We start from the raw sequence: 26,931 nt of genomic DNA, 5'->3' as shown, positions 1-26,931 counted from the left end.
CCTCTAGGAAAGGATCTGACATGTTCCTGAAACGTGTTATTCAAACCGCTGCCGGCGCACTGCTGCTGTCGGCTTCCGTCGCTGCTTCTGCCCAGACCGCGATCTGCTACAACTGTCCGCCGGAGTGGGCCGACTGGGCTGCCCAGATCAAGGCGATCAAGGACAAGACCGGCATCACCGTGCCGCCCGACAACAAGAACAGCGGCCAGGCCCTGGCCCAGCTGACGGCCGAAAAGGCCAGTCCGGTGGCCGACTTCACCTACCTGGGTGTGTCCTTCGGCATCGAAGCCAGGAACAAGGATCTGGTGGCCCCCTACAAGCCGGCCAACTGGAACGACATTCCCAATGGCCTGAAGGACCCGGACGGTTACTGGTTCACCATCCACTCCGGCACCATGGGCATCATGGTCAACGTCGATGCGCTCAAGGGCAAGCCGGTCCCCAAGTCCTGGGCTGACCTGCAGAAGCCGGAATACAAGGGCCTGATCGGCTACCTGGACCCGGCCTCGGCCTTCGTCGGCTACGTCGGCGCGGTGGCGATCAACCAGGCCCTGGGTGGCACGCTGGACGACTTTTCGCCCGCCATCGGCTACTTCAAGAACCTGCAGAAGAACCAGCCCATCGTGCCCAAGCAGACCTCCTATGCGCGCCTGATCTCGGGTGAGATTCCCATCCTGCTGGGCTATGACTTCGACGCCTATCGCGCCAAGTACAAGGACCACGCCAACGTCGCCTTCGTGATCCCCACCGAAGGCACCGTGACCGTGCCCTACGTGGTGTCGCTGGTGAAGAATGCGCCGCACCAGGCCGAGGCCAAGAAGGTGCTGGACTTCCTGTTGTCGGATCAGGGGCAGGCCATCTGGGCCAACGCCTATCTGCGTCCGGTGCGTGCTGCGGCCATGTCCAAGGAAGCCGAATCGCGCTTCCTGCCGGCGGCCGAATATGCCCGTGCCAAGTCGGTCGACTACGGCAAGATGGCCGAAGCACAGCGCAAGTTCGGCGAGCGTTACCTGGCTGAAGTGCGATAAATGCGAGACGCAGGAGCAAGCATGAAAAACGCCATCCCCGCTACGCCAGGTGCACCGGGCGTGCTCAAGCCCGAGCGCAAACCGGGCGCCGGTGTGCGCAGCGCCGGCAACGGCGTGTGGCTGTGGTTTGCCGCACCGGGCCTGACCCTGTTCTGCGCCTTCTGGCTGTTGCCGATGGCGCGCCTGGTCGCAGTCGGCGCATCCGGCCCGGACGGTGCCATGGCCTATCTGTCGGTGCTGACCAATCGCCATTACTTCGCCAGCCTCTTGTCCACGCTGGCGCTGTCGGCGGTGGTGACCCTGGCCACGCTGGCGATCTCGGTGATGGTGGGCTTGTTCCTGCAACGCAACCGCTTTGCCGGCCAGTCGGTATTGCTGGCCATGCTGACCTTCCCGCTGGCGTTTCCCGGCGTGGTGGTCGGCTTCATGGTGATCATGCTGGCCGGGCGCCAAGGCCTGATTGGCAGCTTCACCAACTGGCTGTTCGGTGAATCGCTGGTGTTTGCGTACTCGCTGGCGGGGCTGTTCCTGGGCTATCTGTACTTCTCCATTCCGCGGGTGATCCTGACGGTGGTGGCGGCGGCCGAGAAGCTCGATCCCTCGCTGGAAGAGGCGGCCCGTTCGCTGGGCGCAAGACCCTGGCAGGTGTTGCTGCATGTGGTGCTGCCGGCGTTGCTGCCGGCCCTGATCTCGTCGGGGGCGATCTGCTTTGCCACCAGCGTCGGTGCCTTCGGTACGGCCTTTACCCTGGCCGCCAATATCGATGTGCTGCCCATGACCATCTACAACGAATTTACCGGCTACGCCAACTTCGCCACGGCGGCCTCGCTGTCCATCGTGCTGGGTCTGATCACCTGGGCCATGCTGGCCCTGGCGCGCTCGCTCACCGGCAGCGGCGTGGCGACCGCGGCGTAAGGCGCGCAAGGAACGATGATGCAGAACCGATTGCGTTTTTACGTACAACTGGCCTTTACGCTGCTGGTGTGCGCTTTCCTGGTGGTGCCGGTGGTGCTGTCGATGCTGGCCGGCGTCACCGAGAATTTCTTCGTGGGCCTGTCCAGCGGACTCACGTTGCGCTGGGTGGCCCAGGTGTGGGAGATGTACCAGCCCACCATCTGGCGCTCGCTGTTCATCGCGCTGGTCTGCCTGGCGGTGACGCTGGTGGCCGGGGTACCGCTGGCCTATATGCTGGCACGCTATCGCGGTGGGCATAGCCGCCTGGCACGGGTGATCGAGGAATTGCTGATGATGCCGGTGGCGGTGCCGGGCCTGGCCACTGCGCTGGCGCTGATCATGGCCTATGGGCAGTATCGCCAGTTCCGCGCCAGCATTCTCTTCATCCTGGTGGGCCATGTGCTCTTCACGCTGCCCTTCATGGTGCGCCCGGTGCTGGCGGTGATGCAGTCCTCGCAACTGGCGCAACTGGAAGAAGCCGCTGCCAGCCTGGGCGCGGGGCGCCTGCGTCGCTTCTTCGGCATCGTGATCCCCAATGCGGCCTCCGGCATCCTGGCCGGGGCGCTGATGGTGGTGACCCTGTCGATCGGCGAATTCAATATCACCTGGATGTTGCACACGCCGCTGACCCAGACCCTGCCGGTGGGCCTGGCCGATGCCTATGCATCGATGCGGCTGGAGGTGGGATCGGCCTATACGCTGATCTTCTTTTTCATGATCATTCCGCTCCTGATCGGCATGCAGTGGGCGACCCAGGCAACACGCAAGAAAGTCAGTCTATGAAGTCCAAGAAAGAAGCCGTTTCCATTCGCCTACATCAGTGTGCCAAGTCCTTCGCCAACGGTACGCGAGCACTGCAGCCGCTGGACCTGGAAATCCATCCCGGTGAAACCCTGGTGTTGCTGGGCCCGTCGGGCTGCGGCAAGACCACCACGCTGCGCATGATTGCCGGTCTGGAGTTCCCCGACGAGGGCGGTCGTGTGCTCTTCGGCGAGGATGACGTGACCGCGCTGCCGATCGAAAAGCGCGGCGTGGGGATGGTATTCCAGAACTATGCGCTGTTCCCCAACATGAGCGTGGGCGAGAACATCGCCTACGGCATGAAGATCCGCAAGATTCCGGCCGGCGAGCGCGCCGAGCGCGTGGAAAAGCTGCTGGAGATGGTGCATCTGCAGGGGCTGTCGCATCGTCGCGTGGACCAGCTTTCCGGTGGCCAGAAGCAGCGTGTGGCGCTGGCCCGGGCGCTGGCGATGGAGCCCCGCGTGCTGCTGCTGGATGAACCGCTGACAGCGCTCGACGCCAAGCTGCGCGAAGCGGTGCGCAGTGACCTGAACAAGCTCTTGCGCAGCCTCGGCATCACCGCCATCTACGTCACCCACGACCAGGGTGAGGCGATGGCGCTGGGCGACCGCATCGTGGTGATGGAACGCGGCAAGATATCGCAGATCGGCACGCCCCAGGAGATCTACTATCATCCTGCCAATGACTTCGTGGCCGATTTCATCGGTGCGATGAATCGCGTGCAAGGTATCGTTTCCGGAGATAGGTTGTTGCTGCCCAATGGCAGCCTGCCGCTGCCCGATGCCGGCAATCCGATGAATGCGACGCAGCAGGGCCAGCCGGCGTGGGCCATGTTCCGTCCCGAGGATGTGCAGGTGGTCGATATCACCGAAGCCGATGCGCAATGCCTGCGCGGCAAGCTGATCAATACCTTTTTCCTGGGTGACCGCACCCGCTTTGAAATCGAGATCGGGGCGGAGCGCCCGGTCATCGCCGAGACCAGCCGCCGTGGCTGGTGGGAAGCTGGCCAGCAGATCGCGCTGCGGGTGCCGGCCGAGGCCCTGGTGAAGATGGCGCCCGCCGCCGTGAAGGAGAACGCATGATACTGGGACAGATTTCCGACCTGCACATCAAGACCGATGGCAAGAAGTCGTACCGGGTGGTGGATACCGCCGAGAGCCTGCGCCGTTGCGTGGCGCAGGTCAACGGCCTGAAGCAGCGCCCGGATGTGCTGGTCATCACCGGCGACCTGGTGGACTTCGGCAAGCCGTCCGAATATGCCTGCCTGCGCGAGCTGCTGGCACCGCTGACGATGCCCTACTACCTGCTGCCGGGCAACCACGACGAGCGCAATGCGCTGCGCGCGGCCTTTCCCGAGCATGCCTACCTGCAGCAGGGCGGTGAACGCATCGAGTATGTGGTCGAGGATTATCCGGTGCGCATCGTGGCGCTCGATACGGTGATCCCGCGCGCCAGCGGTGGCGAGTTGTCGGCGCAGAGCATGCAGTGGCTCGATGAGGTGCTGGCGCAGCAGCCGGAGCGGCCCACCGTGATCGCCATGCACCACCCGCCGTTTACGACCGGCATCGGACACATGGATGACATGGGGCTGGTCAATCCGCAGGTGCTGGAAGCAGTGGTGAAGAAGCACCCGCAGGTGGAGCGCATCCTGTGCGGTCACCTGCATCGCTCCATCCAGCGGCGTTTTGCCGGCACGGTGGCCACGACCTGTCCGGGGGTGTCACATCAGGTGCAACTGGACCTGGATCCGCAGGCGCCATCCTGTTTCGTGATGGAGCCGCCGGGCTACCAGTTGCATTGGTGGGATGCGCAGGCGCGCAGCCTGGTGAGCCATACGGCATTCATCGGCGAGTTCGATGGTCCGTATCCGTTCTATGACGGCGATGAACTGATCGATTGAAGGTGATTGAAGGTGATTGAAGGGGGCGGATGGATTGATCTGCAATAGAGATCAATTCATCCGGCCGCAGCGATACGAAAGATAAGTCAACTGCGCCGATCTACTTCCAGATCAGTTCGATCACCGGCGCTTCACCGTAATCCTCGCAGCGGTCATTGATGGCTGTGCAGCAGAATTCCACATCCTCGACCAGGTCCGGCAGGCGCTGATGCAACTCGGCGCTGTGGCTGATCTCGATGACCAGCACTTCCTTGGGCTTGAGCTTGAACTTGCACATGCCTTCGTCATCGCGCAGGTAGGACAGGCAATCCACCCATGCATCCATGTTGCGGCCATAGAAATCGGGAAAGCCGAAGGCTTGCGCGCTCTCGGTGTGGAAGCTCTCCCAGTCGGTGATGCGGTCGCCCGCCAGTGTTACGGTGGCCATGTGCTATCTCTTTCAGTTGGCTTTGGCTTGCGTCTTGCTGCCGGCCTTGGGGTCGGTGACGAAGCCCAGCTTGGTCAGGCCGGCAGACTGCGCGGCCGACATCACCTCGGCGATGGTCTGGTAGCGGGTCGACTTGTCGGCGCGCAGCTGCAGCTCGGGCTGTGGCTTCTTGCCGGCGGCATCGGCCAGGCGACTGTCCATTTCCTCTTCGCTGACCGGCTGGTCGTTCCAGTACAGCTTGCCGGCGGCGTCGATGCCGAGGGTGATGGTCTCCGGTTTTTCCGGGGCCGGCGCCGATTGCGCGGTGGGCAGGTCCAGCTTGAGGGCGTGGGTGAACATGGGCGCGGTGATGATGAAGATCACCAGCAGTACTAGCATCACGTCCACCATCGGGGTGACGTTGATGTCGGCCATCGGGGCCGAGTTCTGATTGTCGTTGAATCCGCCGAAACTCATGATGGGCTCTCGGGTGTCATGGCTTGCGCATGCCGCCGACGCGTTCGCCGGTGGTGAGATAGGCGTGCAGGTCGTGGGCGAAGCCGTCGAGTTCGGCCAGCACCACGCGGTTGATGCGGGTGAAGGCGTTGTAGGCCAGCACCGCCGGAATCGCCACCAGCAGGCCCAGCGCAGTCATGATCAGGGCCTCGCCGACGGGGCCGGCGACCTTGTCGATCTGTACCGTACCGCTGGCCGAGACCGCCACCAGCGCGTGATAGATGCCCCAGACGGTGCCAAACAGGCCGACGAAGGGCGCGGTGGAGCCGACCGACGCCAGCAGGGTCAGGCCGCGTTCCAGCCGGGCCGAGACGCGGTTGATTTCGCGCCGCAGGGTGCGGGTGATCAGTTCGCCGGGGTCGGTTGCGGCGTTCAGCGAGGGCGTGCCTTGTTGGCGGGTGCCGATGTCGGCGGCTTCGGCGGCGCGCTCGGCCATGGGGCTGTAGATCTGCTCGCTGTCGAGGCGCTGCATGGCACCGGTGGCGTCGGCCAGGGTGGGGGCCTGCCAGAACTGTTCCAGCGCGTTGCTACCCCGGCGGATACGCCAGGCGGCCCAGGCCTTGGAGAGGATGTAGTACCAGCTGGCGATCGACATGATCAGCAGCAGATAGGCGACGGAGTGGGAAACGGCATCGCCTTGCGCCCAGTAGTGGGCAAATCCAACGTTCGGTTCCATATTGCGTTCTTTCGGGATAGCGCCGCGCCAGCGCGGCAATGGGTCAATCGGAAGCAATCAAGGGGGGCTGTCGCTTTGAGCGGCCTGCCCCAAAAAAATTCGCTGCCGGACCTGGTGGGGCGCGGCAGCGTCGAGCATTTCCTGTGGTTTCGGGCCAGGCTTACTTGAAGCCCAGCACGTCCTGCATGTCGTACAGACCGCTCTCCTTGCCGGCCAGGAAGCGCGCGGCACGCAGGCTGCCCATGGCGTACGAGACGCGGCTGGACGACTTGTGCGAAATCTCGATACGTTCGCCGATGCCGGCGAACAGCACGGTGTGGTCGCCGATGATGTCGCCGCCGCGCACGGTGGCAAAACCGATGGAGGACGGATCGCGCTCGCCGGTGACGCCTTCGCGGGCATAGACGGCCACGTCGTCGAGATTCTTGCCCAGCGCGTCGGCGATGACTTCACCCATCTTCAGGGCGGTGCCGGAGGGGGCGTCGACCTTGTGGCGATGGTGCGCTTCGATGATCTCGATGTCGTAGCCGTGCGAGAAGTTCTTGGCGGCCAGTTCCAGCAGCTTCAGGGTCACGTTGACGCCCACGCTCATGTTGGGGGCGGCCATGACAGCGGTCTTCCTGGCGAATTCGGCGATGGTGGCCTTGCCTTCGGCTTCGAAGCCGGTGGTGCCGATGACGACCTTCACGCCATGCGCAGCGCAGAACTCCAGGTGCTTCAGCGTGCCTTCAGGACGGGTGAAATCGATCAGCACGTCGGCACCGGCCAGGCCACGGGCCAGGTCGGATTCGATGAGCACGCCGGTGGTCTTGCCCAGGAACAGGCCGGCATCGGTGCCGATGGCCGGTGCGCTGGGAGTGTCAAGGGCGCCGGAGAGCTTGAGGTCGTCGGCGTTGAGGATGGCTTCGATCAGCATGCGGCCCATGCGCCCGGAGGCGCCGGCGACTGCGATATTCAATACTGTCATGGGAAACTCGGAATGACGGATGACGGGAGACGGGTATTGCTTACTTGCCAGTGGCCGAGGAGGGCGCCACGGGAGAGGCCGGCTTGACTTCGCTGTCGGCCTTGTCCTTGTCGGCGCCGAAACTGGCCTTGGCGCCGACCTTGGAGTCGGTGATCAGGGTCAGGTATTCGCTCTCGGTGGGCAGGTTCTCGCCGCCTTCGACGTGATCCAGCAGGTCATCCTTGAAGAAGACCGAGACCCGGCTGGTCATGATTTCGCCATTGCCCTTGGCCAGGCGGAAATCGTAATCCCAGCGATTGGCGTGGAACATGTCGGTCAGCAGCGGGGTGCCCAGCACGAAGCGCACCTGGTCGCGGGTCAGGCCGGGGCGCAGCTGGGCCACCATTTCCTTGGAGACGAAATTGCCTTGCTGGATGTCGATGCGGTAGGGCTTGAGGAAGCCGAACAGGCTGTTGCTCTTGCCGGTTACCTTCACGCCCGAGGTGTCGGTCGGGGCCGCCTGCTCGGGCGACTTGGTCGAGGAACAGCCCGCCAGCAGGGCCAGGACCGCGACGACGCCGATTGCGGCGGTTTGATGACGGGACTTCATTCGGGAAAGCATGCGCATAAAGTTTTCAACCGGGTTGAGCCATGAGCCTAAAGCGCTATATGATAAGCTAGAACTTACTTCTTAAATAGGCATGAGTGCGTTCCGGACGCAAAAGGCTGCCCCACCAGCCCGGCCGGAGCGGTCCCCAGGCCCTCCCAGCGGACCAGCGCGCCTGTTTGAGACCAGTAAAAACCGGGAACCCACTCTACCATGCCGAACAATCCATCCGAACTGAAGGCCAGCGGCCTGAAGGCCACCCTGCCACGCCTGAAGATCCTGGAAATCTTCCAGAACACCTCCGTGCGCCACCTGAGCGCCGAAGACGTCTACAAACAGTTGCTCTCCGACAATCTTGACGTGGGCCTGGCCACCGTCTACCGCGTGCTGACGCAGTTCGAGCAGGCAGGCCTGCTCCAGCGCAACCACTTCGAGACCGGCAAGGCGGTCTTCGAACTGAACGAAGGTTCGCACCATGACCACCTGGTCTGCCTGGACTGCGGCAAGGTCGAGGAATTCTTCGATGCCGAGATCGAGAAGCGCCAGATCAAGATCGCCCAGGAACACGGTTTCGAAATCGCCGACCACGCCCTGGCGTTGTACGGACATTGCAAGAACTGCAAGAAGCTGAAGAAATAAACCAGGGGCCTTGCTTGCGGATAATTACGCAGGCAATCCTTTGCAAAGACAATGAAAAAGCCACGTGATGTCCCACGTGGCTTTTTTCGTTGGCTCCACCGACGGCCGCCGTATCCGTCTTCAGTGCTGGCTCAGCGCGCTGGACAGCAGCTTGGCGGTGATGTCGACGATGGGGATGACGCGTTCGTAGGCCATGCGGGTGGGGCCGATCACGCCCAGGGTGCCGACGATGCGTCCGTTGACTTCGTAGGGGGCGGTGACGATGCTCATGTCGTCCATCGGTACCAGTTGCGATTCGCCGCCGATGAAGATCTGCACGCCGGTGGCCTTGCTGGACACATCCAGCAACTGCAGCAGGCCGGTCTTCTGCTCGAACATGTCGAACAGGCGGCGCAGGGAATTCATGTTGGAGGACAGGTCGCTCACCGACAGCAGGTTACGCTCGCCGGAGATGACCACGTTGTTGTCGGCTTCCTCGCTCATGGCGTCGCTGCCGGCTTCCACGGCGGCCTGCATGAGCACGGTCATGTCGTCGCGCAGCTGGCGCAGCTCGCCCTGCAGGCGCAGCCGCACCTGGTCGAAGGACTGGCCGGCGTAATGCTGGTTGATGTAGTTGGCGGCCTGGACCAGTTGGCTGGGGGTGTAATCGACCTCGGTGAGCAGCATGCGGTTCTGCACATCGCCACCCTGGTCCACGATCACCAGCAGGATGCGCTTTTCCGACAGCCGCAGGAATTCGATCTGCTGGAACGCCGATTCGCGCTTGGGCGTCATCACGACGCCGGCAAACTGCGACAGCGACGACAGCACCTGGGCTGCGTTGGTGATGATCTTCTGCGGCGAGGTGTTGTGCTGCAGGCGAGCCTGCAGGCGGCCCTCCAGCGCGCTTTCGTCGATCGCCTCGACCGTCAGGAGGGTATCGACGAACATGCGGTAGCCGCGCGGCGTCGGCACCCGTCCGGCCGAGGTGTGCGGGCTGGCGACGAAGCCCATCTCTTCCAGGTCGGCCATGATGTTGCGGATGGTCGCTGGTGACAGTTCCAGGCCGGACAGTTTCGACAGGGCGCGCGAGCCCACCGGCTGGCCGTCGGCGATGTACCGTTCGACCAGTGCCTTCAGGAGTGTGCGGGCGCGGTTATCGAGTTGCATGGTGCATATTCTAGCGGCTTATGATGCAAAGAGTGACAGCTACGTGACGGCGGAGGTGAATTGGCGCCAGCCGGCACTTCAGGCCTGAGCCGCCAGCCAGTCGTGCAGCTCGTGCAGATCGCGACAGATGGCATCGGGGCTGATGCCATCGGGCAGCGTTCGCGCAAAGCGGTTCATCCACACCGCGCGCAGGCCGGCCTGTTGCGCACCCTGCACATCCAGCAGGGGATCGTCGCCGACATAGACCGTGGCGCCCGGCGCGACCTGCAGCGCTTCGCAGGCGGCGTGGAAGATCGCCGGATCGGGCTTGGCGCGACCAAAGCGGTGGGCTGCGATGGAGACGCCGAAGTGCCCGGCCAGGCCGATGCGTTCGAGGTCGGCGAAGCCATTGGAGACCGAGCCCAGCGTCAGTTTGTCTTTCAGGCGCAGCAGTGCCGGTTCCACATCGTCGAACAGCGCGACCGTGCTGCGTGCTTCGGAGAACAGGGCCATAGCGGGATCGACCAGGGCCAGGTCCACGTCATGTTCGCGGAAGACCTCGGTCAAGGCGGTATGGCGCAACCTCCAGAGATCGATGCGGTAGACCGGATCGGTCTGCATCAGGGCCATGCGGCGTTCGCGCAGGCTGGCCACGGTATGCGCGGCAGCCACGGCCGGTGCGTGCTGGCGCAGCCAGTCGTAGAGCAGGCCTTCGGCGCGCACCAGCACCGGTTCGATGGCCCAGAGGGTGTCGTCGAGGTCGAACAGGACCGCTTCGATGGGCGGGGGAGGCAGGGTGGAAGCGCTTGGTTTCATTACAATGTCATCTCAAATTATGGTCTAATCCGCAGCATGTGGCCCATCAAATTACCCGTTCAGGCAGCCGTACCCAAAACCGTCGCCATCGTCGGCAAGTACCAGGCCGTCGGCATCGCGCAGATCTTGTCGGACATCGCCGTGTTCCTGGAGTCGCACGGCCACACCGTGGTCTTCGAGACCGAAACCGCCGAGAACATCGCCCTGCAAGGCTATGACAGCATGACTCCCGAGCAGATCGGTCATCACGCGGACGTGGCCATCGTGGTCGGCGGCGACGGTACCATGCTGGGCATCGCGCGCCAGCTGGCACCGTACAACGTACCGCTGATCGGCATCAACCAGGGACGCCTGGGCTTCATCACCGACATCGCGCAAGACCGCATGATACCGGCTCTGGCCGAAATGCTGGACGGCAATGTCGAAGCCGAGTCGCGTTCGCTGCTGGAAGCGCGGGTCTATCGCGAGGGCGGCGAGATCTTCCGCGCCCTGGCCCTGAACGATGTGGTGGTGGCGCGGGGTTCCACCTCCGGCATGGTCGAGCTGCGGGTCGAGGTCGATGGCCGCTTCATGTACAACCAGCGCTCCGACGGCCTGATCGTGGCCACCCCGACCGGCTCCACCGCCTATGCGCTCTCGGCCGGCGGACCCATCCTGCACCCCAGCCTGCATGGCATCGTGATGGTGCCGATCTCCCCGCATTCGCTGTCCAATCGTCCGATCACGCTGTCGGATTCCTGCGAGATCGTGATCCAGGTGGTTTCCGGGCGCGAGGTCAGCGCCAACTTCGACATGCAGTCGCTCACCAGCGTGCTGCATGGCGACCGTATCGTGATCCGCCGTTCGGCACACAAGATCACCTTCCTGCATCCCCAGGGCTGGAGCTATTTCGACACCCTGCGCGAGAAGCTGCACTGGAATGAATACCCCTCGATAGAAGGCCGATTACAATAAGCGCGGCCGGCGCATGCCGGCTTGCGCCATTCTTCAGGCCTGTCCGTCCAACCCGCTGCGAGACCACCATGCTGCGTACCTTAACGATCCGCGACTTCGTGATTGTCGATGCCATCGAGCTCGAATTTGCGCGCGGATTTTCCGTCTTCACCGGCGAAACCGGCGCCGGCAAATCCATCCTGATCGATGCCCTGGCGCTGGCCCTGGGCGGTCGCGGCGATCCCAGCGTGGTGCGCGAGGGCGCGGCCAAGGCCGATGTCAGCGCCGATTTCACCGCTACGCCCGAGGTCCAGGCCTGGCTGGAAGAGCATGAGTTCGCCGACGAACATGGCGGCGTGCTGCTGCGTCGGGTGATCGACAATGCCGGTCGCAGCAAGGCCTACATCAATGGCAGCGCGGCCACCGCCGGGCAATTGCGTGAGGTCGGCGAAATGCTGGTCGATATCCACGGCCAGCATGCGCACCAGTCGCTGATGAAGGCCGATGCGCAGCGCCAGTTGCTGGATAGCCAGGCCGGCCTGCTCGACCAGGCAGGTGAAGTCGCCGCCGCCTATCGCACCTGGCGCGCCCTGGCGCGCCAACGCGAGCAGTTCGAGCAGGATGCCCGCAATGTGCTGCTGGAGCGCGAGCGCCTGGAATGGCAGGTGGCGGAGCTGCAGAAACTGTCCGTCAAGCCCGGTGAGTGGACCGAGATCAGCACCGAACATAGCCGCCTCTCGCATGCGGCAGCGCTGATCGGCGGTGCGCAGGAAGCGCTGGGCGTGATCTCCGAATCGGAGTCGCCGATCCTCTCGCAACTGTCCTCGATCACGCAGAAGCTGGGCAAGCTGGTGGATGTCGATACCGCCCTCAAGCCCGTGCTTGACGCCCTGGAGCCGGCCCAGATCCAGCTGCAGGAAGCCGTGTATGCGCTCAATGATTACCTGGGGCGGGTGGAACTCGATCCGGCGCGTCTGCAGGAAGTGGAAGAGCGCCTGGAAGCGATTCATTCAAGCGCCCGCAAATTCCATGTGCAGCCCGATGAACTGCCCGAGGAATATCGCAAGCTGTCCGAACAATTGAAGCAGCTGGCCGACGCCAGCGACCTCGACGCCCTGCGCGCCCAGGAAGACAAGCTGCAGGCCGCCTACCTGTCTCAGGCGCAGAAATTGTCCAAGGCTCGGGCCAAGGCGGCAACTGGACTGGGTGAGGCCGTCACGGCAGCCATGCAGGACCTGTCGATGGCCGGCGGTCGTTTCGAGATTGCGCTCAACGTCGGCGAGCCCGCCGCGTACGGCCTGGAACAGGTGGAGTTCCTGGTCGCCGGTCATGCCGGGGTGGCGCCGCGTGCGCTGGCGAAGGTGGCTTCGGGTGGTGAGCTGGCGCGTATCTCGCTGGCCATCTCGGTGATCGCGTCGGCAGCCACGACCGTGCCGACCCTGATCTTCGACGAAGTCGACAGCGGCATCGGCGGCGCCGTGGCCGAAGTGGTGGGACGCTTGCTCAAGCGCCTGGGACAGGAACGCCAGGTACTGTGCGTGACCCACCTGCCGCAGGTCGCCAGCCAGGCCAACCAGCATTACCAGGTCAAGAAACGCAGCGAGGGTGGCAAGACCCTGTCCGACATCGACGGCCTGGATGCCAAGGCCCGTGTCGAGGAAATCGCCCGCATGCTGGGTGGCCTGGAAATCACCGCCACCACGCGCAAGCACGCACGCGAACTGCTGGCCTCCTGATCCCAGATCCCTGATCGTCCACGATCACAACAAGAACATCCAATCAAGCGACCATGGCCTTCCGCAAAGAACCTCCCTACACCCACGGCAGTCCGGCTTCCACTGCGGTGGTGCTGGTCAACCTGGGCACGCCCGACGCTCCCGATGCCTCCTCACTGCGCCGCTACCTCAGGCAGTTCCTGTCAGACCCGCGCGTGGTGGAAATCCCGCGGGCGGTCTGGTGGTTCATCCTCAATGGCATCATCCTGCCGTTCCGTTCTTCGAAATCGGCCGCCAAGTACGCCAGCATCTGGACCGAGGAGGGCTCGCCGCTGCGCGTGCATACGCAGCGCCAGGCGGCCGCACTGGGCGTGCAGCTGGCTGCGCGCGGCCATCATCAATTGCAGGTGACGTATGCGATGCGCTACGGCACGCCTTCGCTGCCGCAGGTGCTGGACCAGCTGAAGGAACAGGGCTGCACCCGCATCCTGGTACTGCCGGCCTATCCGCAATATTCCGGCACCACGACGGCCTCCATCTTCGATGCCGTGTTCGAGCACTACCGCCAGGTGCGCAACATCCCCGAGCTGCGCCTGATCCGCAATTATCATGACCAGGACGGCTACATCCAGGCCCTGCGCCAGTCGGTGCTGGATCATTGGGAGCTCAATGGGCGCCCCGACAAGCTGGTCATGAGTTTCCACGGTGTTCCCAAGCGCACGCTGCTGCTGGGCGATCCCTATCATTGCGAGTGCTACAAGACGGCGCGCCTGCTGGCGCAGTCGCTGGGTTTGTCCGAAGGAGAATATCTGGTCACCTTCCAGTCGCGCTTTGGCAAGGCGGAATGGCTACAACCCTATACCGCCCCGACCCTGCAGGAACTGGGGCGCCAGGGCGTGCGCCGGGTCGATGTGATGTGCCCCGGTTTCACCAGTGACTGCCTGGAAACGCTGGAAGAAATCGCCATGGAGGTCAAGCATGACTTCCTGCAGGCTGGTGGCAAGGAGTTTCACTTTATTCCATGTCTGAATGAAGCCCCAGCCTGGATCGGCGGCATGGTGGAGATCGTCGAGCAGCACCTGGCCGGCTGGCCCACCATGAGCAACGGGGCGGCCCGCGACGAGGCCGCCCGGCAAGCGCTCATTTCCGCCGAACGCGCCAAGGCCCTGGGTGCCACCCAGTAATGCATTGTCATGGGGCAACAACAAGTTGCCCGGAATCGACGGAATGCCGCGTGCAGCCTGCTAGAATACGGACGGAATGCATCGTTGTTGTTTATTGTGCAACTCTTTGCCGCGCGATGGCTTGCTCTATAGAAGAACAAAGCAGCCGTTCCGCAGGTCGCCACGGCTTGCCAGCGGTTGCGACGGCAGAAGCAGGATGTCAGCCCAGAGGCAGTCTCAGAGCGTGAATTCGCCGACCAGATGGGTATAGCTGATCCAGGCGGTGGCCAAGAGGCTGTAGGCGGCGATGAGGATGGTGGCCGCTATCAGTGGCGGTTTCATGATGTCACCTTGTTGATACGATAAGTCCGAGGGCAGCCCGCTATTGGGCTAAATTCATATTAGGCCGGCATCGAGTGAACGTGAAGGCCGGCCTGGTAAACACTGTCCAAAGCGCTGTCCAACGTTCGGGATTTCACGCGGTAACGGCAGAATCAGGCAAAAAACCACTCAAAAAAGGCTAAATAGCCCTTGAAAATGCAGGGATATGCCTTACTTGAGCCGCATCTTGCGCCGGCGATACTGCACGCAATTTGCCGGATGCACGTCACCAATCGATTCGTTGGAGGTAATTCAGGAATGCAAGACATGGAAAAACAGGAAGCCCAAACCGCCCAGCAAGATCCCCAGTCGCAGGATGCCGCCGCTGCCGCCAATGCCACCGAGCAGGCTGCTCCGGCCGAGCCCACCCTGGAAGACAAGCTGGCCGCCGCAGAAGCCCGTGCTGCCGAGATGCAGGACGCCTTCCTGCGCGCCCGTGCCGAAGGCGAGAACATCCGCCGCCGCGCTCAGGAAGACATCGCCAAGGCTCACAAGTTCGCCATCGAAGGTTTTGCCGAATCCCTGCTGGCCGTCAAGGACAGCCTGGAAATGGCCCTGAAGATCGAAAACGCCTCGCTGGAATCCCTGAAGGAAGGCGTGGACATGACCTTGAAGCAACTGACCTCGGCCTTCGACAAGAACAAGCTGCAGGAAGTCAGCCCGCAAACCGGCGACAAGCTGGACCCGATGAAGCACCAGGCCGTCTCGGCCGTGCCGGCCGAGCAGGAAGCCAACACCGTCGTGGCCGTGCTGCAAAAAGGCTATATGATTTCCGACCGTCTGTTGCGCCCCGCGCTGGTGACGGTGGCCCAGGGAAAGTAAGCGGACCGGCGTCGAAGGGGGAACAGCGCCAAAGGCATCATTTTTGCTTGTTCCGGTGGTTTCGACGCTTGAAAGTCCATCTTTTCTCCACATATTAAAAACATCCAAAACTACTGTAGCCCGGCATCCAGGGCTGAAAGATCGAAGGAAAAATCATGGGAAAAATCATTGGCATTGACCTGGGCACCACCAACTCTTGCGTTTCCGTCATGGAAGGCAATCAGCCCAAGGTGATCGAAAACTCGGAAGGCGCGCGCACCACGCCCTCCATCATTGCTTACCAGGAAGACGGCGAAATCCTCGTCGGCGCACCGGCCAAGCGTCAGGCGGTGACCAACCCGCGCAACACCATCTACGCCTCCAAGCGTCTGATCGGTCGCAAGTTCACCGAGAAGGAAGTGCAGAAGGACATCAACCTGATGCCCTACGAGATCGTGGCTGCCGACAACGGCGACGCCTGGATCGGCGTGCGCGACAAGAAGCTGGCACCGCCGCAGATCTCCGCAGAAGTCCTGCGCAAGATGAAGAAGACCGCCGAAGACTACCTGGGCGAAGAAGTGACCGAAGCCGTCATCACGGTGCCGGCCTACTTCAACGACGCCCAGCGCCAGGCCACCAAGGATGCCGGTCGCATCGCCGGTCTGGATGTCAAGCGCATCATCAACGAGCCGACCGCGGCTGCGCTGGCCTTTGGTCTGGACAAGGCAGAGAAGGGCGACCGCAAGATCGCCGTGTATGACCTCGGCGGCGGTACCTTCGACGTGTCCATCATCGAAATCGCCGACGTCGATGGCGAAAAGCAGTTCGAAGTGCTCTCCACCAACGGTGACACCTTCCTGGGTGGCGAAGACTTCGACCAGCGCCTGATCGACTACATCATCGAGGAATTCAAGAAGATCAACGGTCTGGACCTGTCCAAGGACGCCATCGCCCTGCAGCGCATCAAGGCTTCGGCCGAACGCGCCAAGATCGAGCTGTCGTCCTCTCAGCAGACCGAGATCAACGAGCCCTACATCGCCATGGCCAATGGCGCGCCGGTCCACCTGAATCTGAAGATCACCCGCGCCAAGCTGGAATCCCTGGTCGAGGAACTGATCGCCAAGACCATCGAACCCTGCCGCACAGCCATCAAGGATGCCGGCGTGAAGGTCTCCGACATCGACGACGTGATCCTGGTCGGCGGCATGACCCGCATGCCCAAGGTCATCGAGAAGGTCAAGGAGTTCTTCGGCAAGGACCCGCGCCGTGACGTCAACCCCGACGAAGCCGTCGCCGTGGGCGCCGCGATCCAGGGTTCGGTCCTCTCGGGTGACCGCAAGGACGTGCTGCTGCTGGACGTGACCCCGCTGTCGCTGGGTATCGAAACCATGGGCGGCGTCATGACCAAGATGATCAAGAAGAACACCACCATCCCGACCAAGTTCAGCCAGGTGTTCTCCACTGCCGACGACAACCAGCCGGCCGTGACCATCAAGGTCTATCAGGGCGAGCGTGAAATGGCCGTGGGCAACAAGGCCCTGGGTGAATTCAACCTGGAAGGCATCCCGCCGGCACCGCGCGGCACCCCGCAGATCGAAGTGACCTTCGACATCGACGCCAACGGCATCCTGCACGTGGGCGCCAAGGACAAGGCCACCGGCAAGGAAAACAAGATCACCATCAAGGCCAACTCTGGCCTGAATGAGGAAGAGATCGAAAAGATGGTGCGCGACGCCGAGGCCAACGCCGAGGAAGACAAGCGCCTGAAGGAACTGGCCGAGACCCGCAACCAGGGCGACGCGCTGGTGCACTCGACCAAGAAGGCCCTGGGCGAGTACGGCGACAAGCTCGAAGGCGGCGAGAAGGAAGTCATCGAAGCGGCCATCAAGGAGCTGGAAGTAGCCCTGAAGGGTGACGACAAGGCCTCCATCGATGCCAAGACCGCGGCCCTGTCGACCGCTGCGCAAAAGCTGGGCGAGAAGATGTACGCCGACCAGCAGGCGCAAGCCGCTGCCGCCGGTGGCGCAGCCGGTGCCGCACCCGCCCAGGCGGGTGCGGCCGGTGCCGGTGGTGCAGCCGCGAAGGACGACAACGTGGTCGACGCCGACTTCAAGGAAGTGAAGTAATCCGGGACTGACGCGTCGTTTTACCTGACGTCAGCGCTCGCGCCCGGGTGCGGTTTTTCCGCAGCCCGGGCGGATTTTTAGGAAATCAGCTCCAGCAGCATCCACCCGGCCGGGTTGTCTGATCGGCCAGGCCGGTACGCCGAGTCCGCAGTCAAAAGCTGAACTCGGCTTTTTCACATTGTTGGTTCCCGGTCGCGCAAGGGCGGCCGCAGTGCAGGCCTTCGCAGCAGCGACGGAACACAATAACAAGGTGGGTTATACAACATGGCAAAACGCGATTTTTACGAAGTGCTCGGACTGGCGAAGAACGCCAGCGACGACGAAATCAAGAAGGCTTATCGCAAGCTGGCGATGAAGTACCATCCTGACCGCAACCCCGACAGCAAGGGCGCGGAAGACAAGTTCAAGGAGGTCAAGGAAGCCTACGAGATGCTGTCGGACCCGCAGAAGCGCGAGGCCTACGACCGCTACGGACACGCCGGTGTCGATCCCAACATGGGAGCCGGCGGCGGTGCCGGCGCGGGCGGCTTTGCAGACGCCTTCGGCGATATCTTCGGCGACATCTTCGGTGGCGGCGGCGGACGTGGCGGGCGCAATTCGGGCCCGCAGGTCTATCGTGGCGCCGACCTGCGCTACAACCTGGAAATCACCCTGGAACAGGCGGCCCACGGTTTCGATACCACCATCCGCGTGCCCTCCTGGGACCAGTGCGACACCTGCCACGGCAGCGGCGCCAAGCCCGGCACCTCGCCGGTCACCTGCACCACCTGCGGCGGTCATGGCCAGGTGCGCATGCAGCAGGGCTTCTTCAGCATCCAGCAGACCTGCCCCAAGTGCCACGGCAGCGGCAAGATCATTCCTGAACCTTGCCCCACCTGCGCCGGTGCCGGTCGCATCAAGCGCAACAAGACGCTGGAGGTGAAGATTCCCGAAGGCATCGACGACGGCATGCGCATCCGCTCCTCCGGCAACGGCGAGCCGGGTGTCAACGGCGGTCCTCCGGGCGACCTGTATGTGGAAATCCACATCAAGCCGCATGACGTGTTCCAGCGCGATGGCGACGACCTGCATTGCGAAATGCCGATCTCCTTTGCCAAGGCAGCGCTGGGCGGCGAGATCGAAGCCCCGACCTTGAACGGCAAGGCATCCTTCTCCATCCCCGAAGGAACCCAAAGCGGCAAGACCTTCCGTCTGCGCGGCAAGGGCATCAAGGGTGTGCGCTCCGGTTATGCAGGTGACCTGTTCTGCCATGTCGTGGTGGAAACGCCGGTCAAGCTGACCGAACGCCAGAAGGAACTGCTGCGCGAGTTCGAGCAGCTGACCACCGAAGGCGGCGCCAAGCACAGCCCGCAGACCAAGACCTGGAAGGACAAGGTCAAGGAATTCTTCGAGTAAGACCGGAGCTCCTTCGCACAACCGCAGCAAAGCAAAACGGCCAGCAGATCGCTGGCCGTTTTGCTGTCCGCCTGCGTCATGCTGCAGGCGGTTGATGCTTCACGCAGTCTCAGAAGCAATGCTCCGGTGCCGGGAAGCTGCCGTCCTTGACCGCAGCCACGTAGGCGCGCACGGCCTGCTCGATGCTGCCGGCGCCGTCCATGAAGTTGCGCACGAAGCGGCTCTTGTGCCCCGGGAAGACGCCCAGCATGTCATGCATCACCAGCACCTGGCCGGAGCAGTCCGGGCCGGCACCGATGCCGATGGTGGGAATGGCCAGGCGGTCGGTCACTTCCTTGCCCAGCGTGGCTGGTACCGCCTCGATCACCACCAGCGACGCCCCCGCTTGCTGCACGGCCAGTGCATCGGCGTGCAATTGCGTAGCGCCATCGCTGGTCTTGCCTTGCACCTTGAAGCCGCCCAGCTGGTGCACCGACTGCGGCGTCAGGCCGATATGGGCGCAGACCGGGATGCCGCGCTCGGTCAGGAACTTGATCGTGTCCGCCAGCCATACACCGCCTTCCAGCTTGACCATCTGCGCCCCCGCCTGCATCAGCAGGGCGGCATTGCGGAAGGCTTCTTCACGGGTCGGATAGGTGCCGAAGGGCAGGTCGGCGATGATCAGCATGGTGTGGCTGCCGCGCGCCACGGCAGCGGTGTGGTAGGCCACGTCCTGGATGCTCACCGGCAGCGTCGAATCGTGACCCTGGCAGACCATGCCGAGAGAGTCTCCGATCAATACCGTCTCCAGCCCGGCACGCTCCATCAGCGTCGCAAAGCTGGCGTCGTAACAGGTCAGCATGCTGATCTTGTCGCCCTTGGCGCGCATGGCCTGCAGGGTGTGGGTCGTCACCGGCTTGGCGCGTGCCGCGCCGGATTCCTGAAGATAGCCTGCCATTGGAAATTCAACCTCCTTGATTGAGAAAGGCGCGCTTGCCGCGCATCTCTTCGATGTGCTGCAGCAGCGTGCGCAGATCGGCGTCGTTGTGCGCCGGATCCAGGTGTTCGGTATTGACGGTCAATACCGGCGCCCCTTCGTAATGATAGAAAAACTGACTGTAGCACTCGGAAAGCCGTTGCAGGTAATCCAGCGAAATACCTTCTTCGATGGCCACGCCGCGCTCGGCAATGCGCGCCTGCAATATCTCGGGTGCGGCCTGCAGATGGATCACCAGGTCCGGCAGCCGCGCCTGCGGGCGCAACTGCAGGTACAAGGTTTCATAGAGCGCCAGTTCTTCGCCGGCCAGGGTCAGCCCGGCGAAAAGCATGTCCTTTTCCAGCATGAAATCGGCGACGAAGCGCCCCTCCAGCAGCGCCGGATCGAGCGGCGCCTGCAACTGTCGGATCCGCTGCAACAGGAAGAACACCTGGGTCTGGAAGGCATGCTGGCCGGCATTGCGGTAGAAGTCGGCCAGGAAGGGATTCTCCTCCGGCTGTTCCAGCACCACCTGGGCGTCCCACAAGCTGGCCAGGCGTTTGGCCAGGGAAGTCTTGCCGGCGCCGATCGGCCCGTCGATTGCAATGTAGCGGTAACTTTCCAGTTCCATGCGTCCCCTTTCCCCCGGCACGCCGGGTGCGGCATTGTAGTTGATTTCCCCCGACGGGCGGCACCCGCGGAAGCTTGGTTTTGTTGTAACTATTGCAATAATCCCCGTTCGCCCATCCACTGCGTCGATAACTCAAACGGAAATTGGCCTTTATTCGACGAAAGGCGACACTCGGGCAACCAGCACAATAGACTGTGGGTTGGTGCGCGCAGGATAGACCAACCCGGTGGGAGATTAGTGCCGGGTTCGCTGCAGGGCGGCATGCCGAGCAGGCGGTGTGCCGGTCTGTTGTCTGTTGCCCCAAGATCGGCCAATACCTGCCGTAAACGCTGTCAAGAGCATGGTGCGCCCGTGGCGCCACGCGCATTGACCCAAGCTGAGAACAACAAATCGGGATCGTGGCTTTGAAATCGCTTCGCAATATCTTGCCAGTGCTGTGCCTGGTCAATTTGCTGCTGTTCATGATGCTGGCCCAGCACTGGTGGCTGGGTTTGCTGGTCGGCCTCCTGATCGGCGGTGCGTTCTATCTGACTTGCCTGCCGGCACCCGCCGCCGCAGACGTCTCGCGGACCGTCGTGGCCGGGGCAGCCGAGGCGCGCGAGGCAGCGGGCGTCCACGCGCCGGGCGCAGCCTTGGGTGAGCCAATCCTGGTGCCTGCAATGGAACCCGTACTGGAACCGGAATTGGCGTCCACCTCCCGCGCCACTCAGGCCCACCCGCTGGCCGACCTGCTGCGCGAAGTGCTGCCGGTGTGGCAAGGCAATGTCCAGCTGGCACGTGCACAGACCCAGTCGGCCATCGATAGCCTCACGGCCCGTTTCGTCGGCATCCACGAGCGTCTCGGTGGCACGCTGGACCCCGCCAGCCGTGCGGCCAACGGCGACATCCTGCAGACCATCCAGGATGCCGCCGAGCAACTGGGCATCATCGCCTCGGCGCTGGAAGGCATGCAGGCCGCCCGCCAGGTGCTGGCGACCCGCTTCGACGCGCTCATGGCCGCCAATGACGACATCCGCCGTCTGGCCCAGCAGAACGAACAACTGGCCGGCCAGACCGGTGTGACCGATCTCCTCAGCGATGCCCAGAGCTGGCAGGAGCTGGCCGAGCGTTCGGCCGAGAACAGTCGGCAGATCGCCGCCCGCGCCAAGGGTGCCCGCCAGCAGATCCTGGCTGCCATCGGCAGCACCGGCGAGATGGCAGCCGGCGCCAGCGAGATCGTGGAAAACTCGCGGGCCGTGATCGACCAGATCATCGCCGACTTCCGCCAGTCCGCCATGAAGCTGACCACCACCGTGGAGGAGCTGGAAGACGAAGGCCGCGAAGTCGATCGCGAAGTCTGCGACATCCTGGTCCACCTGCAATTCCAGGACCGCATCAGCCAGATCCTGGACCACGTACAACAGGACATCGCCCGTCTGCGCGGTGCCGCCGAACCTGGCCAGGACGCGCTGCCTTCCCCCCAGCAATGGCTGGCCGATCTCGAAAAGACCTATACCACGCAGGAACAGCGTCAGATACACGCCGGCCAGCAGGGCCATCCCGCAGCGCCGTCCCAAGTGGATTTCTTCTGAGGAACCGAGATGGAAAAGAGCATTTTGATCGTCGACGATTCCTTCAGCCTGCGGCAGACCATCTCGGCCGCCTTGAGGAGTGCCGGCTACCACGTGGAAGAGGCCGCTGACGGGCGCGAAGCCCTGAAGAAACTGGACGGCCGCAAGTTCAACCTGGTCATCTCCGACCTCAACATGCCCAACCTCGACGGCCTGTCCTTCGTGCGCGAGATGAAGCAGATGCCCGCCTACAAGTTCACCCCCGTCATCATGCTGACCACCGAGAGCAGCGAAGCGCGCAAGCAGGAAGGCAAGGCCGCCGGTATCCGTGCCTGGGTGCACAAGCCCTTCCAGCCACCGGTGCTGCTCGATGCGGTGGCCAAGCTGGTACAACCCTGAACACCGAACCGCCGAGCGATAGCCCAGACCGACAGCAAGCGACCGATAGAAGACCGATAGAAAGCCGAGACCCGCCACATGCCACTGACGTACTCCGTGCAAGAGGACAGCCTACTGCTCACCGTGAGCGGCGGACTGACCATTTTCCAGGCAGCCGAGCGCAAGCCCGAGCTGCTGCACGCATTGACGCTGGTGCAGCCGCGCGTGGTGCTGGACCTGGCCGGAGTGGACGAGATCGACACCGCGGGCATCCAGTTGCTGTTGCTGCTGCGGCGCGAACTAGCCGAGCAGGACCGCCAGCTGGAGATTGGCGCCTATAGCCCGGCCGTGGTGGCGGCGCTGGACCTGCTGCAGCTGCATGAGCGATTCGGTCCTGCCGAGGTCCTGCTCCCACCAGCAGGGGAGCACGCATGAAAAAGGATTCTGCCCGCGATGCCGTGGTACAGGAAGCCCGCGAACTGCTGGTGGCGATGGAAGCCGCATTGCTGCAGATCGAGATGGAAGGTCCGACCCGCGAGTGCATCAACGCCATCTTCCGCGCCGCCCATACCATCAAGGGATCGGCCGGGCTGTTCGCCTTCGACAGCATCGTCCAGTTCACGCACCAGGTGGAGCACTTGCTGGACCTGGTGCGCCAGGATCGTCTGCCTCTGAATGGCCACCTGATGTCCTTGTTGCTGCAGTGTGGCGATTACATCGGTGAACTGGTCGATGCCATCGAACGCGGCCAGGAAGCCGAGGAACCAAATGCCGAGCGGCGCACGGCGCTGCTGGCCGAGCTGGCCCTGGTGGCGCTGACTGCAAGCACGGGCGACGCGGCCGAGGCAGCCGGCGCCGGCCAGCCTGCCGCAGCAGGCGACGCGGTGGCGGGCCAGCGGGAGGGCCTCGGTGCGATTGATGAACTCACTGCCCAGGCTCCGGCCGACTATCCCTACTGGCACCTGTCGCTGCAGTTCAACGAGAACGTGCTGCGTGATGGCCTCGACCCCCTGTCCTTCCTGCATTATCTGCGCTCGCTCGGCCGTATCGTCGCCATCCTGCCGGTGGAAAGCGGCATCCCCGATGCCGCCAGCATGGATGCCGAAAGCTGCTACCTGGGCGTGGAAATCTGTTTTGCCTCGGGCTCTTCCCGCCAGACGCTGGAGGATGTCTTCGAGTTCGTGCGTGACGACAGTCGCATCGATATCCTGTCGCCACATAGCGTGCTGGCTGACTACGCCACCGTGCTGCAACGCCTGGCGCGTGAGGATGCGGCGCGTCTGGTCGGTCTCTGGCGCCACCACGGACTGTTCAATGAAACGCAATGGCGTTGCCTGGGCGCGGCCACGGTCGACGAGGCCGCCGTGTCGGTAATCCCGGTGGCCGCACCCGATGCGCGCCAGCGGCCGCGCCTGCTGGACGAACGTCGTGCGCAGGAGCAGAAGTTCATCAAGATCGAAGTCTCCAAGCTCGATCAGCTGATCGACCTGGTGGGCGAGCTGGTGATTGCCGGTGCCAGTGCCCGCCTGATTGCGCGCCGTCGCAAGGACAGCCAGTTCGAGGAAGCGACCCAGGCCATCGACGGCCTGATGGAACAGATCCGCGATGCTGCCCTGACCTTGCGCATGGTGCAGATCAATGAAGTGTTCCAGCGCTTCCCGCGCATCGTGCGCGACATTGCGCGCGACCTCGACAAGGACATCGACCTCATCATGACCGGCTCCGATACCGAGCTGGACAAATCCATGGTCGAGCGCCTGGCCGATCCGCTGATGCACATCGTGCGCAATGCCATCGACCACGGTATTGAACCGGCCAACGAGCGCCTCGCCGCCGGCAAACCACCCAAGGCCACCCTGCGCCTGAATGCCACCCACGAATCGGGCAGCGTGTTGATCGAAGTCATGGATGACGGACGCGGCATGGACCGCGACCGCATCCTGGAAAAGGCCGTGGCACAGGGCTTGACCAGCGGCGAAGAAGACCTCAGCGATGCCGACATCTATCGCTTCGTCTTCGAGCCCGGTTTTTCCACGGCCCGGCAGGTGACCGAATTGTCGGGACGCGGGGTCGGCATGGATGTGGTCAAGCGCAATATCGAGGCCTTGCATGGCGAGGTCTCCATCGATACCGAGGGCGGGCGCGGCACCGTGGTGCGTATCCGCCTGCCGCTGACGCTGGCCATCATCTCCGGATTCCAGGTGGTGGTGGGCAATGCAGTCTTCGTGATCCCGCTGGACATGGTGGTGGAATGCATCGACATGCCGCCGCACCAGAGCGGCAGCCACATCGTGGCGGTACGCGACGAACCCTTGCCCTTTGTCCCGCTGCGCGAGCTGTTCGACCTGCCTGAACGCCAGCAGGGCCGTGCGCGCAAGAGCCTGGTGATTGTGCAATACGGCCAGCTGCGCGCAGGTTTGCTGGTCGATGGTTTGCTCGGCGAATGCCAGGCGGTGATCAAGCCGCTGGGCAGGCTGTTCGGCAAGGTCAAGGGACTGTCGGGATCGACCATCCTCGGTGACGGCCGGGTGGCGCTGATCCTGGACATCCCGCACCTGGTCCATCACACCCAGCAGCAGGAACAAGGCAATACGGCGGTCTACGCCGAACGCGGCGTGACGTCCGCGCAATGACGAGTGCAGCACAAGGGGACGCGAGCATGCAAGAATCGATGACCAACAGAATGAGCATCAAGCAGATCTTCATCTGGCTGGCAGTGGTGCTGTCCATCCTGGTGGCGGTGGTGATCAGTCTCACCGATACCCTCAGGCAGGCCAACACGGCCCTGGAGCATGCCCACCAGTCGCGCTATTCGTCGGCTGCGCTGGCCAATGAGCTGCGCCGGACCACCGAGGACATGACCAAGTTCGCGCGTGCCTATGTGACCACGGGTGATCCCAACGACGAAGATCGTTACTACATGATCCTGGATATCCGTAACGGCAAGCGTCCTCGTCCTGCCAACTATGACCGCTTCAACTGGGACCTGGTGAGCGCCCGCAAGCTTCCGCTGGAAGCGGGTGCCCAGGCGGTGCCGCTGTCCGAGCTGATGAAGCGCTCCGGCTTCACCGAACAGGAATTGGCCAAGATGCAGGAAGCGCTGAAACTGGCCGACCAGCTGTCGCGCATCGAGATCACCGCCTTCCACGCCGTCAAGGGCGAGTTCGACGATGGCGAAGGCAAGTACAGTGTGGTGGGTGCGCCCAACCAGGCCATGGCACAGGAGCTGGTGTTCGACCAGACCTATCGCACCCTGTTCGGCAAGGTGATGAGTCCGGTCAACGATTTCCTGCGCCTGGTCGATGAGCGCACCCAGGCTCGTGTGGTCAAGGCCGGTACCGACTACGCGGAACTGGAACAGAAGATCTTCTGGCTGCTCACTGCCTCGGTGGTGGTGCTGTTCGCCTGCCTGGGGTTTGCCTATCGCACCATCCGTTCCCAGATCGGGGGCGAACCGCGTGATGCCATGAGCGTGCTGCGCCGGGTGGCCGAGGGTGACCTCACCGTGACCGTGCCGCTGCGCAAGCGCGACAAGGTGAGCGTGCTCTACAGCACGCAACAGATGGTCACCAAGTGGACTGACGTCATCGGCGATGTCAGTGGCACGGCCAGCGCATTGGCCTCGGCATCGGAGCAGATTTCATCGTCTTCCCAGGCGCTGTCGCACAATGCTTCGCAACAGGCCGCCAACGTCGAGGAAACCAGTGCCTCGGTGGAAGAGATCACCGCCACCATCGCCCAGAACGCCGACAACGCCCGCACCACCGATGGCATCGCCAGCCTCTCGGCCAATGCCGCTACCGAAGGTGGCGAAGCGGTGCGCGAGACGGTGGCTGCGATGAAGCAGATCGCCAGCAAGATCGGCATCATCGACGACATCGCCTACCAGACCAACCTGCTGGCGTTGAATGCGGCCATCGAAGCGGCACGTGCCGGCGAGCATGGCAAGGGCTTTGCCGTGGTCGCCGCCGAAGTGCGCAAGCTGGCCGAGCGTTCCCAGACCGCCGCCCAGGAAATCATTGCCGTGGCCGAGAACAGCGTGGGCCTGGCCGAAAAGGCCGGCGGCCTGCTCAACCAGATGGTGCCGTCGATCCGCAAGACTGCCGACCTGGTGCAGGAGATCGCTGCGGCCTCGGCCGAGCAATCCACCGGTCTGGAACAGATCAACAACGCCGTGCACCAGATGGCGCAAACCACCCAGATGACGGCCTCGGCCTCGGAAGAACTGTCGGCCACCTCGGAAGAGATGAGTGCCCAGGCCATCCATCTGCAGGACCTGATGCGCTTCTTCCGCGTGGGCGAGATGCAGAAGATGCCACCGCGTGGCGACAAGCCCGGCGAGCCCCGTACCCCTGGTGTAAAGCACGAGCGGGTGCGCCGGCTGTCCATGCTGGATGTGGACGAGAACGAGCCCGGCGTGGACGAGTCCGCCTTCAAGCGTTTCTGAGGTCGCAAGCCATGAGCAAGATTGCATCCACCCTCACGT

General features: G+C 63.3%; 26 protein-coding genes. 17 read left to right on the top strand and 9 right to left on the bottom strand.

What is annotated here, in order from left to right; translation table 11 throughout:
* The first annotated feature begins 20 nt into the window (after positions 1–20).
* From ACEOAC_RS22150 to ACEOAC_RS22130, 5 genes are read left to right on the top strand one after another with little or no spacing between them, the layout of a single operon-like run.
* Positions 21–1,028, top strand: coding sequence for an ABC transporter substrate-binding protein (locus ACEOAC_RS22150; RefSeq protein WP_006461809.1), 1,008 nt, complete (start codon positions 21–23; stop codon positions 1,026–1,028).
* Between the two features lie 21 nt (positions 1,029–1,049).
* Positions 1,050–1,943, top strand: a complete 894-nt coding sequence (locus tag ACEOAC_RS22145) for an ABC transporter permease (protein ID WP_413443750.1) — start codon at positions 1,050–1,052, stop codon at positions 1,941–1,943.
* Between the two features lie 18 nt (positions 1,944–1,961).
* Positions 1,962–2,765: an ABC transporter permease gene (locus ACEOAC_RS22140; protein ID WP_413443749.1), complete on the top strand. Its 804-nt coding sequence runs from the start codon at positions 1,962–1,964 to the stop codon at positions 2,763–2,765.
* Entirely contained in the window at positions 2,762–3,865 is a 1,104-nt protein-coding gene (locus tag ACEOAC_RS22135; protein WP_006461806.1) for an ABC transporter ATP-binding protein, read from the top strand. Before ACEOAC_RS22140 ends, ACEOAC_RS22135 begins: the two co-directional genes overlap by 4 nt.
* Positions 3,862–4,683: a phosphodiesterase gene (locus ACEOAC_RS22130; protein ID WP_234295441.1), complete on the top strand. Its 822-nt coding sequence runs from the start codon at positions 3,862–3,864 to the stop codon at positions 4,681–4,683. The genes ACEOAC_RS22135 and ACEOAC_RS22130 overlap by 4 nt, the downstream gene beginning before the upstream one ends.
* Before the next feature lie 100 nt (positions 4,684–4,783).
* Here ACEOAC_RS22130 and ACEOAC_RS22125 read toward each other — a convergent pair whose 3' ends face one another.
* The 5 genes from ACEOAC_RS22125 to ACEOAC_RS22105 all read right to left on the bottom strand — a co-directional run bounded on the left by ACEOAC_RS22125 (position 4,784) and on the right by ACEOAC_RS22105 (position 7,837).
* On the bottom strand, positions 4,784–5,110 hold the full coding sequence (locus tag ACEOAC_RS22125) for a barstar family protein (RefSeq protein WP_102661666.1): 327 nt from the start codon (positions 5,108–5,110) through the stop codon (positions 4,784–4,786).
* 12 nt (positions 5,111–5,122) lie between these two features.
* Positions 5,123–5,566, bottom strand: a complete 444-nt coding sequence (locus ACEOAC_RS22120) for an ExbD/TolR family protein (protein WP_077237439.1) — start codon at positions 5,564–5,566, stop codon at positions 5,123–5,125.
* Between the two features lie 16 nt (positions 5,567–5,582).
* Positions 5,583–6,281 carry a MotA/TolQ/ExbB proton channel family protein gene (locus tag ACEOAC_RS22115; protein ID WP_006461802.1) on the bottom strand — a complete coding sequence of 233 codons (699 nt, stop codon included), beginning with the start codon at positions 6,279–6,281 and terminating at the stop codon, positions 5,583–5,585.
* 160 nt (positions 6,282–6,441) lie between these two features.
* The gene (dapB, locus tag ACEOAC_RS22110) at positions 6,442–7,248 is read right to left on the bottom strand and encodes a 4-hydroxy-tetrahydrodipicolinate reductase (protein ID WP_413443748.1); all 807 of its coding nucleotides are present in this window, start codon (positions 7,246–7,248) and stop codon (positions 6,442–6,444) included.
* A gap of 40 nt (positions 7,249–7,288) precedes the next feature.
* Positions 7,289–7,837: an outer membrane protein assembly factor BamE gene (locus ACEOAC_RS22105; protein WP_006461800.1), complete on the bottom strand. Its 549-nt coding sequence runs from the start codon at positions 7,835–7,837 to the stop codon at positions 7,289–7,291.
* A gap of 210 nt (positions 7,838–8,047) precedes the next feature.
* Between ACEOAC_RS22105 and fur the strand changes: the two genes are divergently transcribed.
* A complete protein-coding gene (gene fur, locus ACEOAC_RS22100; protein WP_006461799.1) occupies positions 8,048–8,473 on the top strand; it encodes a ferric iron uptake transcriptional regulator in 426 nt (141 codons plus the stop codon).
* Positions 8,474–8,593: 120 nt separating this feature from the next.
* On the opposite strand, the gene hrcA is transcribed toward fur, so the two are convergent.
* Complete coding sequence (hrcA, locus tag ACEOAC_RS22095) at positions 8,594–9,622, bottom strand: heat-inducible transcriptional repressor HrcA (protein ID WP_006461798.1); 1,029 nt, start codon at positions 9,620–9,622, stop codon at positions 8,594–8,596.
* Positions 9,623–9,700: 78 nt separating this feature from the next.
* Complete coding sequence (locus ACEOAC_RS22090) at positions 9,701–10,417, bottom strand: HAD family hydrolase (RefSeq protein WP_413443747.1); 717 nt, start codon at positions 10,415–10,417, stop codon at positions 9,701–9,703.
* 36 nt (positions 10,418–10,453) lie between these two features.
* On the opposite strand from ACEOAC_RS22090, the gene ACEOAC_RS22085 reads away from it, so the two are divergent.
* From ACEOAC_RS22085 to dnaJ, 6 genes are all read left to right on the top strand, one after another.
* Positions 10,454–11,371 carry an NAD kinase gene (locus tag ACEOAC_RS22085; RefSeq protein ID WP_006461796.1) on the top strand — a complete coding sequence of 306 codons (918 nt, stop codon included), beginning with the start codon at positions 10,454–10,456 and terminating at the stop codon, positions 11,369–11,371.
* A 68-nt stretch (positions 11,372–11,439) separates the two neighbouring features.
* Positions 11,440–13,086 carry a DNA repair protein RecN gene (gene recN, locus ACEOAC_RS22080; RefSeq protein WP_413443746.1) on the top strand — a complete coding sequence of 549 codons (1,647 nt, stop codon included), beginning with the start codon at positions 11,440–11,442 and terminating at the stop codon, positions 13,084–13,086.
* Positions 13,087–13,139: 53 nt separating this feature from the next.
* Positions 13,140–14,249 (top strand): ferrochelatase, encoded by a 1,110-nt coding sequence (gene hemH, locus ACEOAC_RS22075; RefSeq protein WP_241811276.1) that lies wholly within the window; start codon positions 13,140–13,142, stop codon positions 14,247–14,249.
* A 618-nt stretch (positions 14,250–14,867) separates the two neighbouring features.
* Positions 14,868–15,431, top strand: a complete 564-nt coding sequence (gene grpE, locus ACEOAC_RS22070; RefSeq protein ID WP_077237435.1) for a nucleotide exchange factor GrpE — start codon at positions 14,868–14,870, stop codon at positions 15,429–15,431.
* A 155-nt stretch (positions 15,432–15,586) separates the two neighbouring features.
* The gene (gene dnaK, locus ACEOAC_RS22065) at positions 15,587–17,536 is read left to right on the top strand and encodes a molecular chaperone DnaK (protein WP_413628583.1); all 1,950 of its coding nucleotides are present in this window, start codon (positions 15,587–15,589) and stop codon (positions 17,534–17,536) included.
* Positions 17,537–17,800: 264 nt separating this feature from the next.
* Positions 17,801–18,931: a molecular chaperone DnaJ gene (dnaJ, locus tag ACEOAC_RS22060; protein WP_006461791.1), complete on the top strand. Its 1,131-nt coding sequence runs from the start codon at positions 17,801–17,803 to the stop codon at positions 18,929–18,931.
* A 109-nt stretch (positions 18,932–19,040) separates the two neighbouring features.
* Here dnaJ and panB read toward each other — a convergent pair whose 3' ends face one another.
* Both panB and ACEOAC_RS22050 read right to left on the bottom strand, forming a co-directional pair.
* The gene (gene panB, locus ACEOAC_RS22055; protein WP_234295448.1) at positions 19,041–19,868 is read right to left on the bottom strand and encodes a 3-methyl-2-oxobutanoate hydroxymethyltransferase; all 828 of its coding nucleotides are present in this window, start codon (positions 19,866–19,868) and stop codon (positions 19,041–19,043) included.
* A gap of 7 nt (positions 19,869–19,875) precedes the next feature.
* Positions 19,876–20,517: a deoxynucleoside kinase gene (locus ACEOAC_RS22050; protein ID WP_006461789.1), complete on the bottom strand. Its 642-nt coding sequence runs from the start codon at positions 20,515–20,517 to the stop codon at positions 19,876–19,878.
* Between the two features lie 404 nt (positions 20,518–20,921).
* On the opposite strand from ACEOAC_RS22050, the gene ACEOAC_RS22045 reads away from it, so the two are divergent.
* The 5 genes from ACEOAC_RS22045 (at position 20,922) to ACEOAC_RS22025 (ending at position 26,892) form a co-directional block, all read left to right on the top strand.
* Positions 20,922–22,088 (top strand): chemotaxis protein, encoded by a 1,167-nt coding sequence (locus tag ACEOAC_RS22045; RefSeq protein WP_413628582.1) that lies wholly within the window; start codon positions 20,922–20,924, stop codon positions 22,086–22,088.
* A 9-nt stretch (positions 22,089–22,097) separates the two neighbouring features.
* Complete coding sequence (locus ACEOAC_RS22040; RefSeq protein ID WP_006461787.1) at positions 22,098–22,466, top strand: response regulator; 369 nt, start codon at positions 22,098–22,100, stop codon at positions 22,464–22,466.
* A gap of 78 nt (positions 22,467–22,544) precedes the next feature.
* Positions 22,545–22,880 carry a lipid asymmetry maintenance protein MlaB gene (locus ACEOAC_RS22035; protein ID WP_077237431.1) on the top strand — a complete coding sequence of 112 codons (336 nt, stop codon included), beginning with the start codon at positions 22,545–22,547 and terminating at the stop codon, positions 22,878–22,880.
* Positions 22,877–25,078, top strand: coding sequence for a chemotaxis protein CheA (locus tag ACEOAC_RS22030; RefSeq protein ID WP_241811279.1), 2,202 nt, complete (start codon positions 22,877–22,879; stop codon positions 25,076–25,078). The genes ACEOAC_RS22035 and ACEOAC_RS22030 overlap by 4 nt, the downstream gene beginning before the upstream one ends.
* 26 nt (positions 25,079–25,104) lie before the next feature.
* Positions 25,105–26,892: a methyl-accepting chemotaxis protein gene (locus ACEOAC_RS22025; RefSeq protein ID WP_077237429.1), complete on the top strand. Its 1,788-nt coding sequence runs from the start codon at positions 25,105–25,107 to the stop codon at positions 26,890–26,892.
* Positions 26,893–26,931: the final 39 nt, after the last annotated feature.

Source organism: Herbaspirillum frisingense (assembly GCF_047325095.1).
GTDB lineage: Bacteria > Pseudomonadota > Gammaproteobacteria > Burkholderiales > Burkholderiaceae_D > Herbaspirillum > Herbaspirillum frisingense.
Note: the sequence above shows the minus strand (reverse complement) of the source record. Positions and strands in the feature narration are given on the sequence as shown.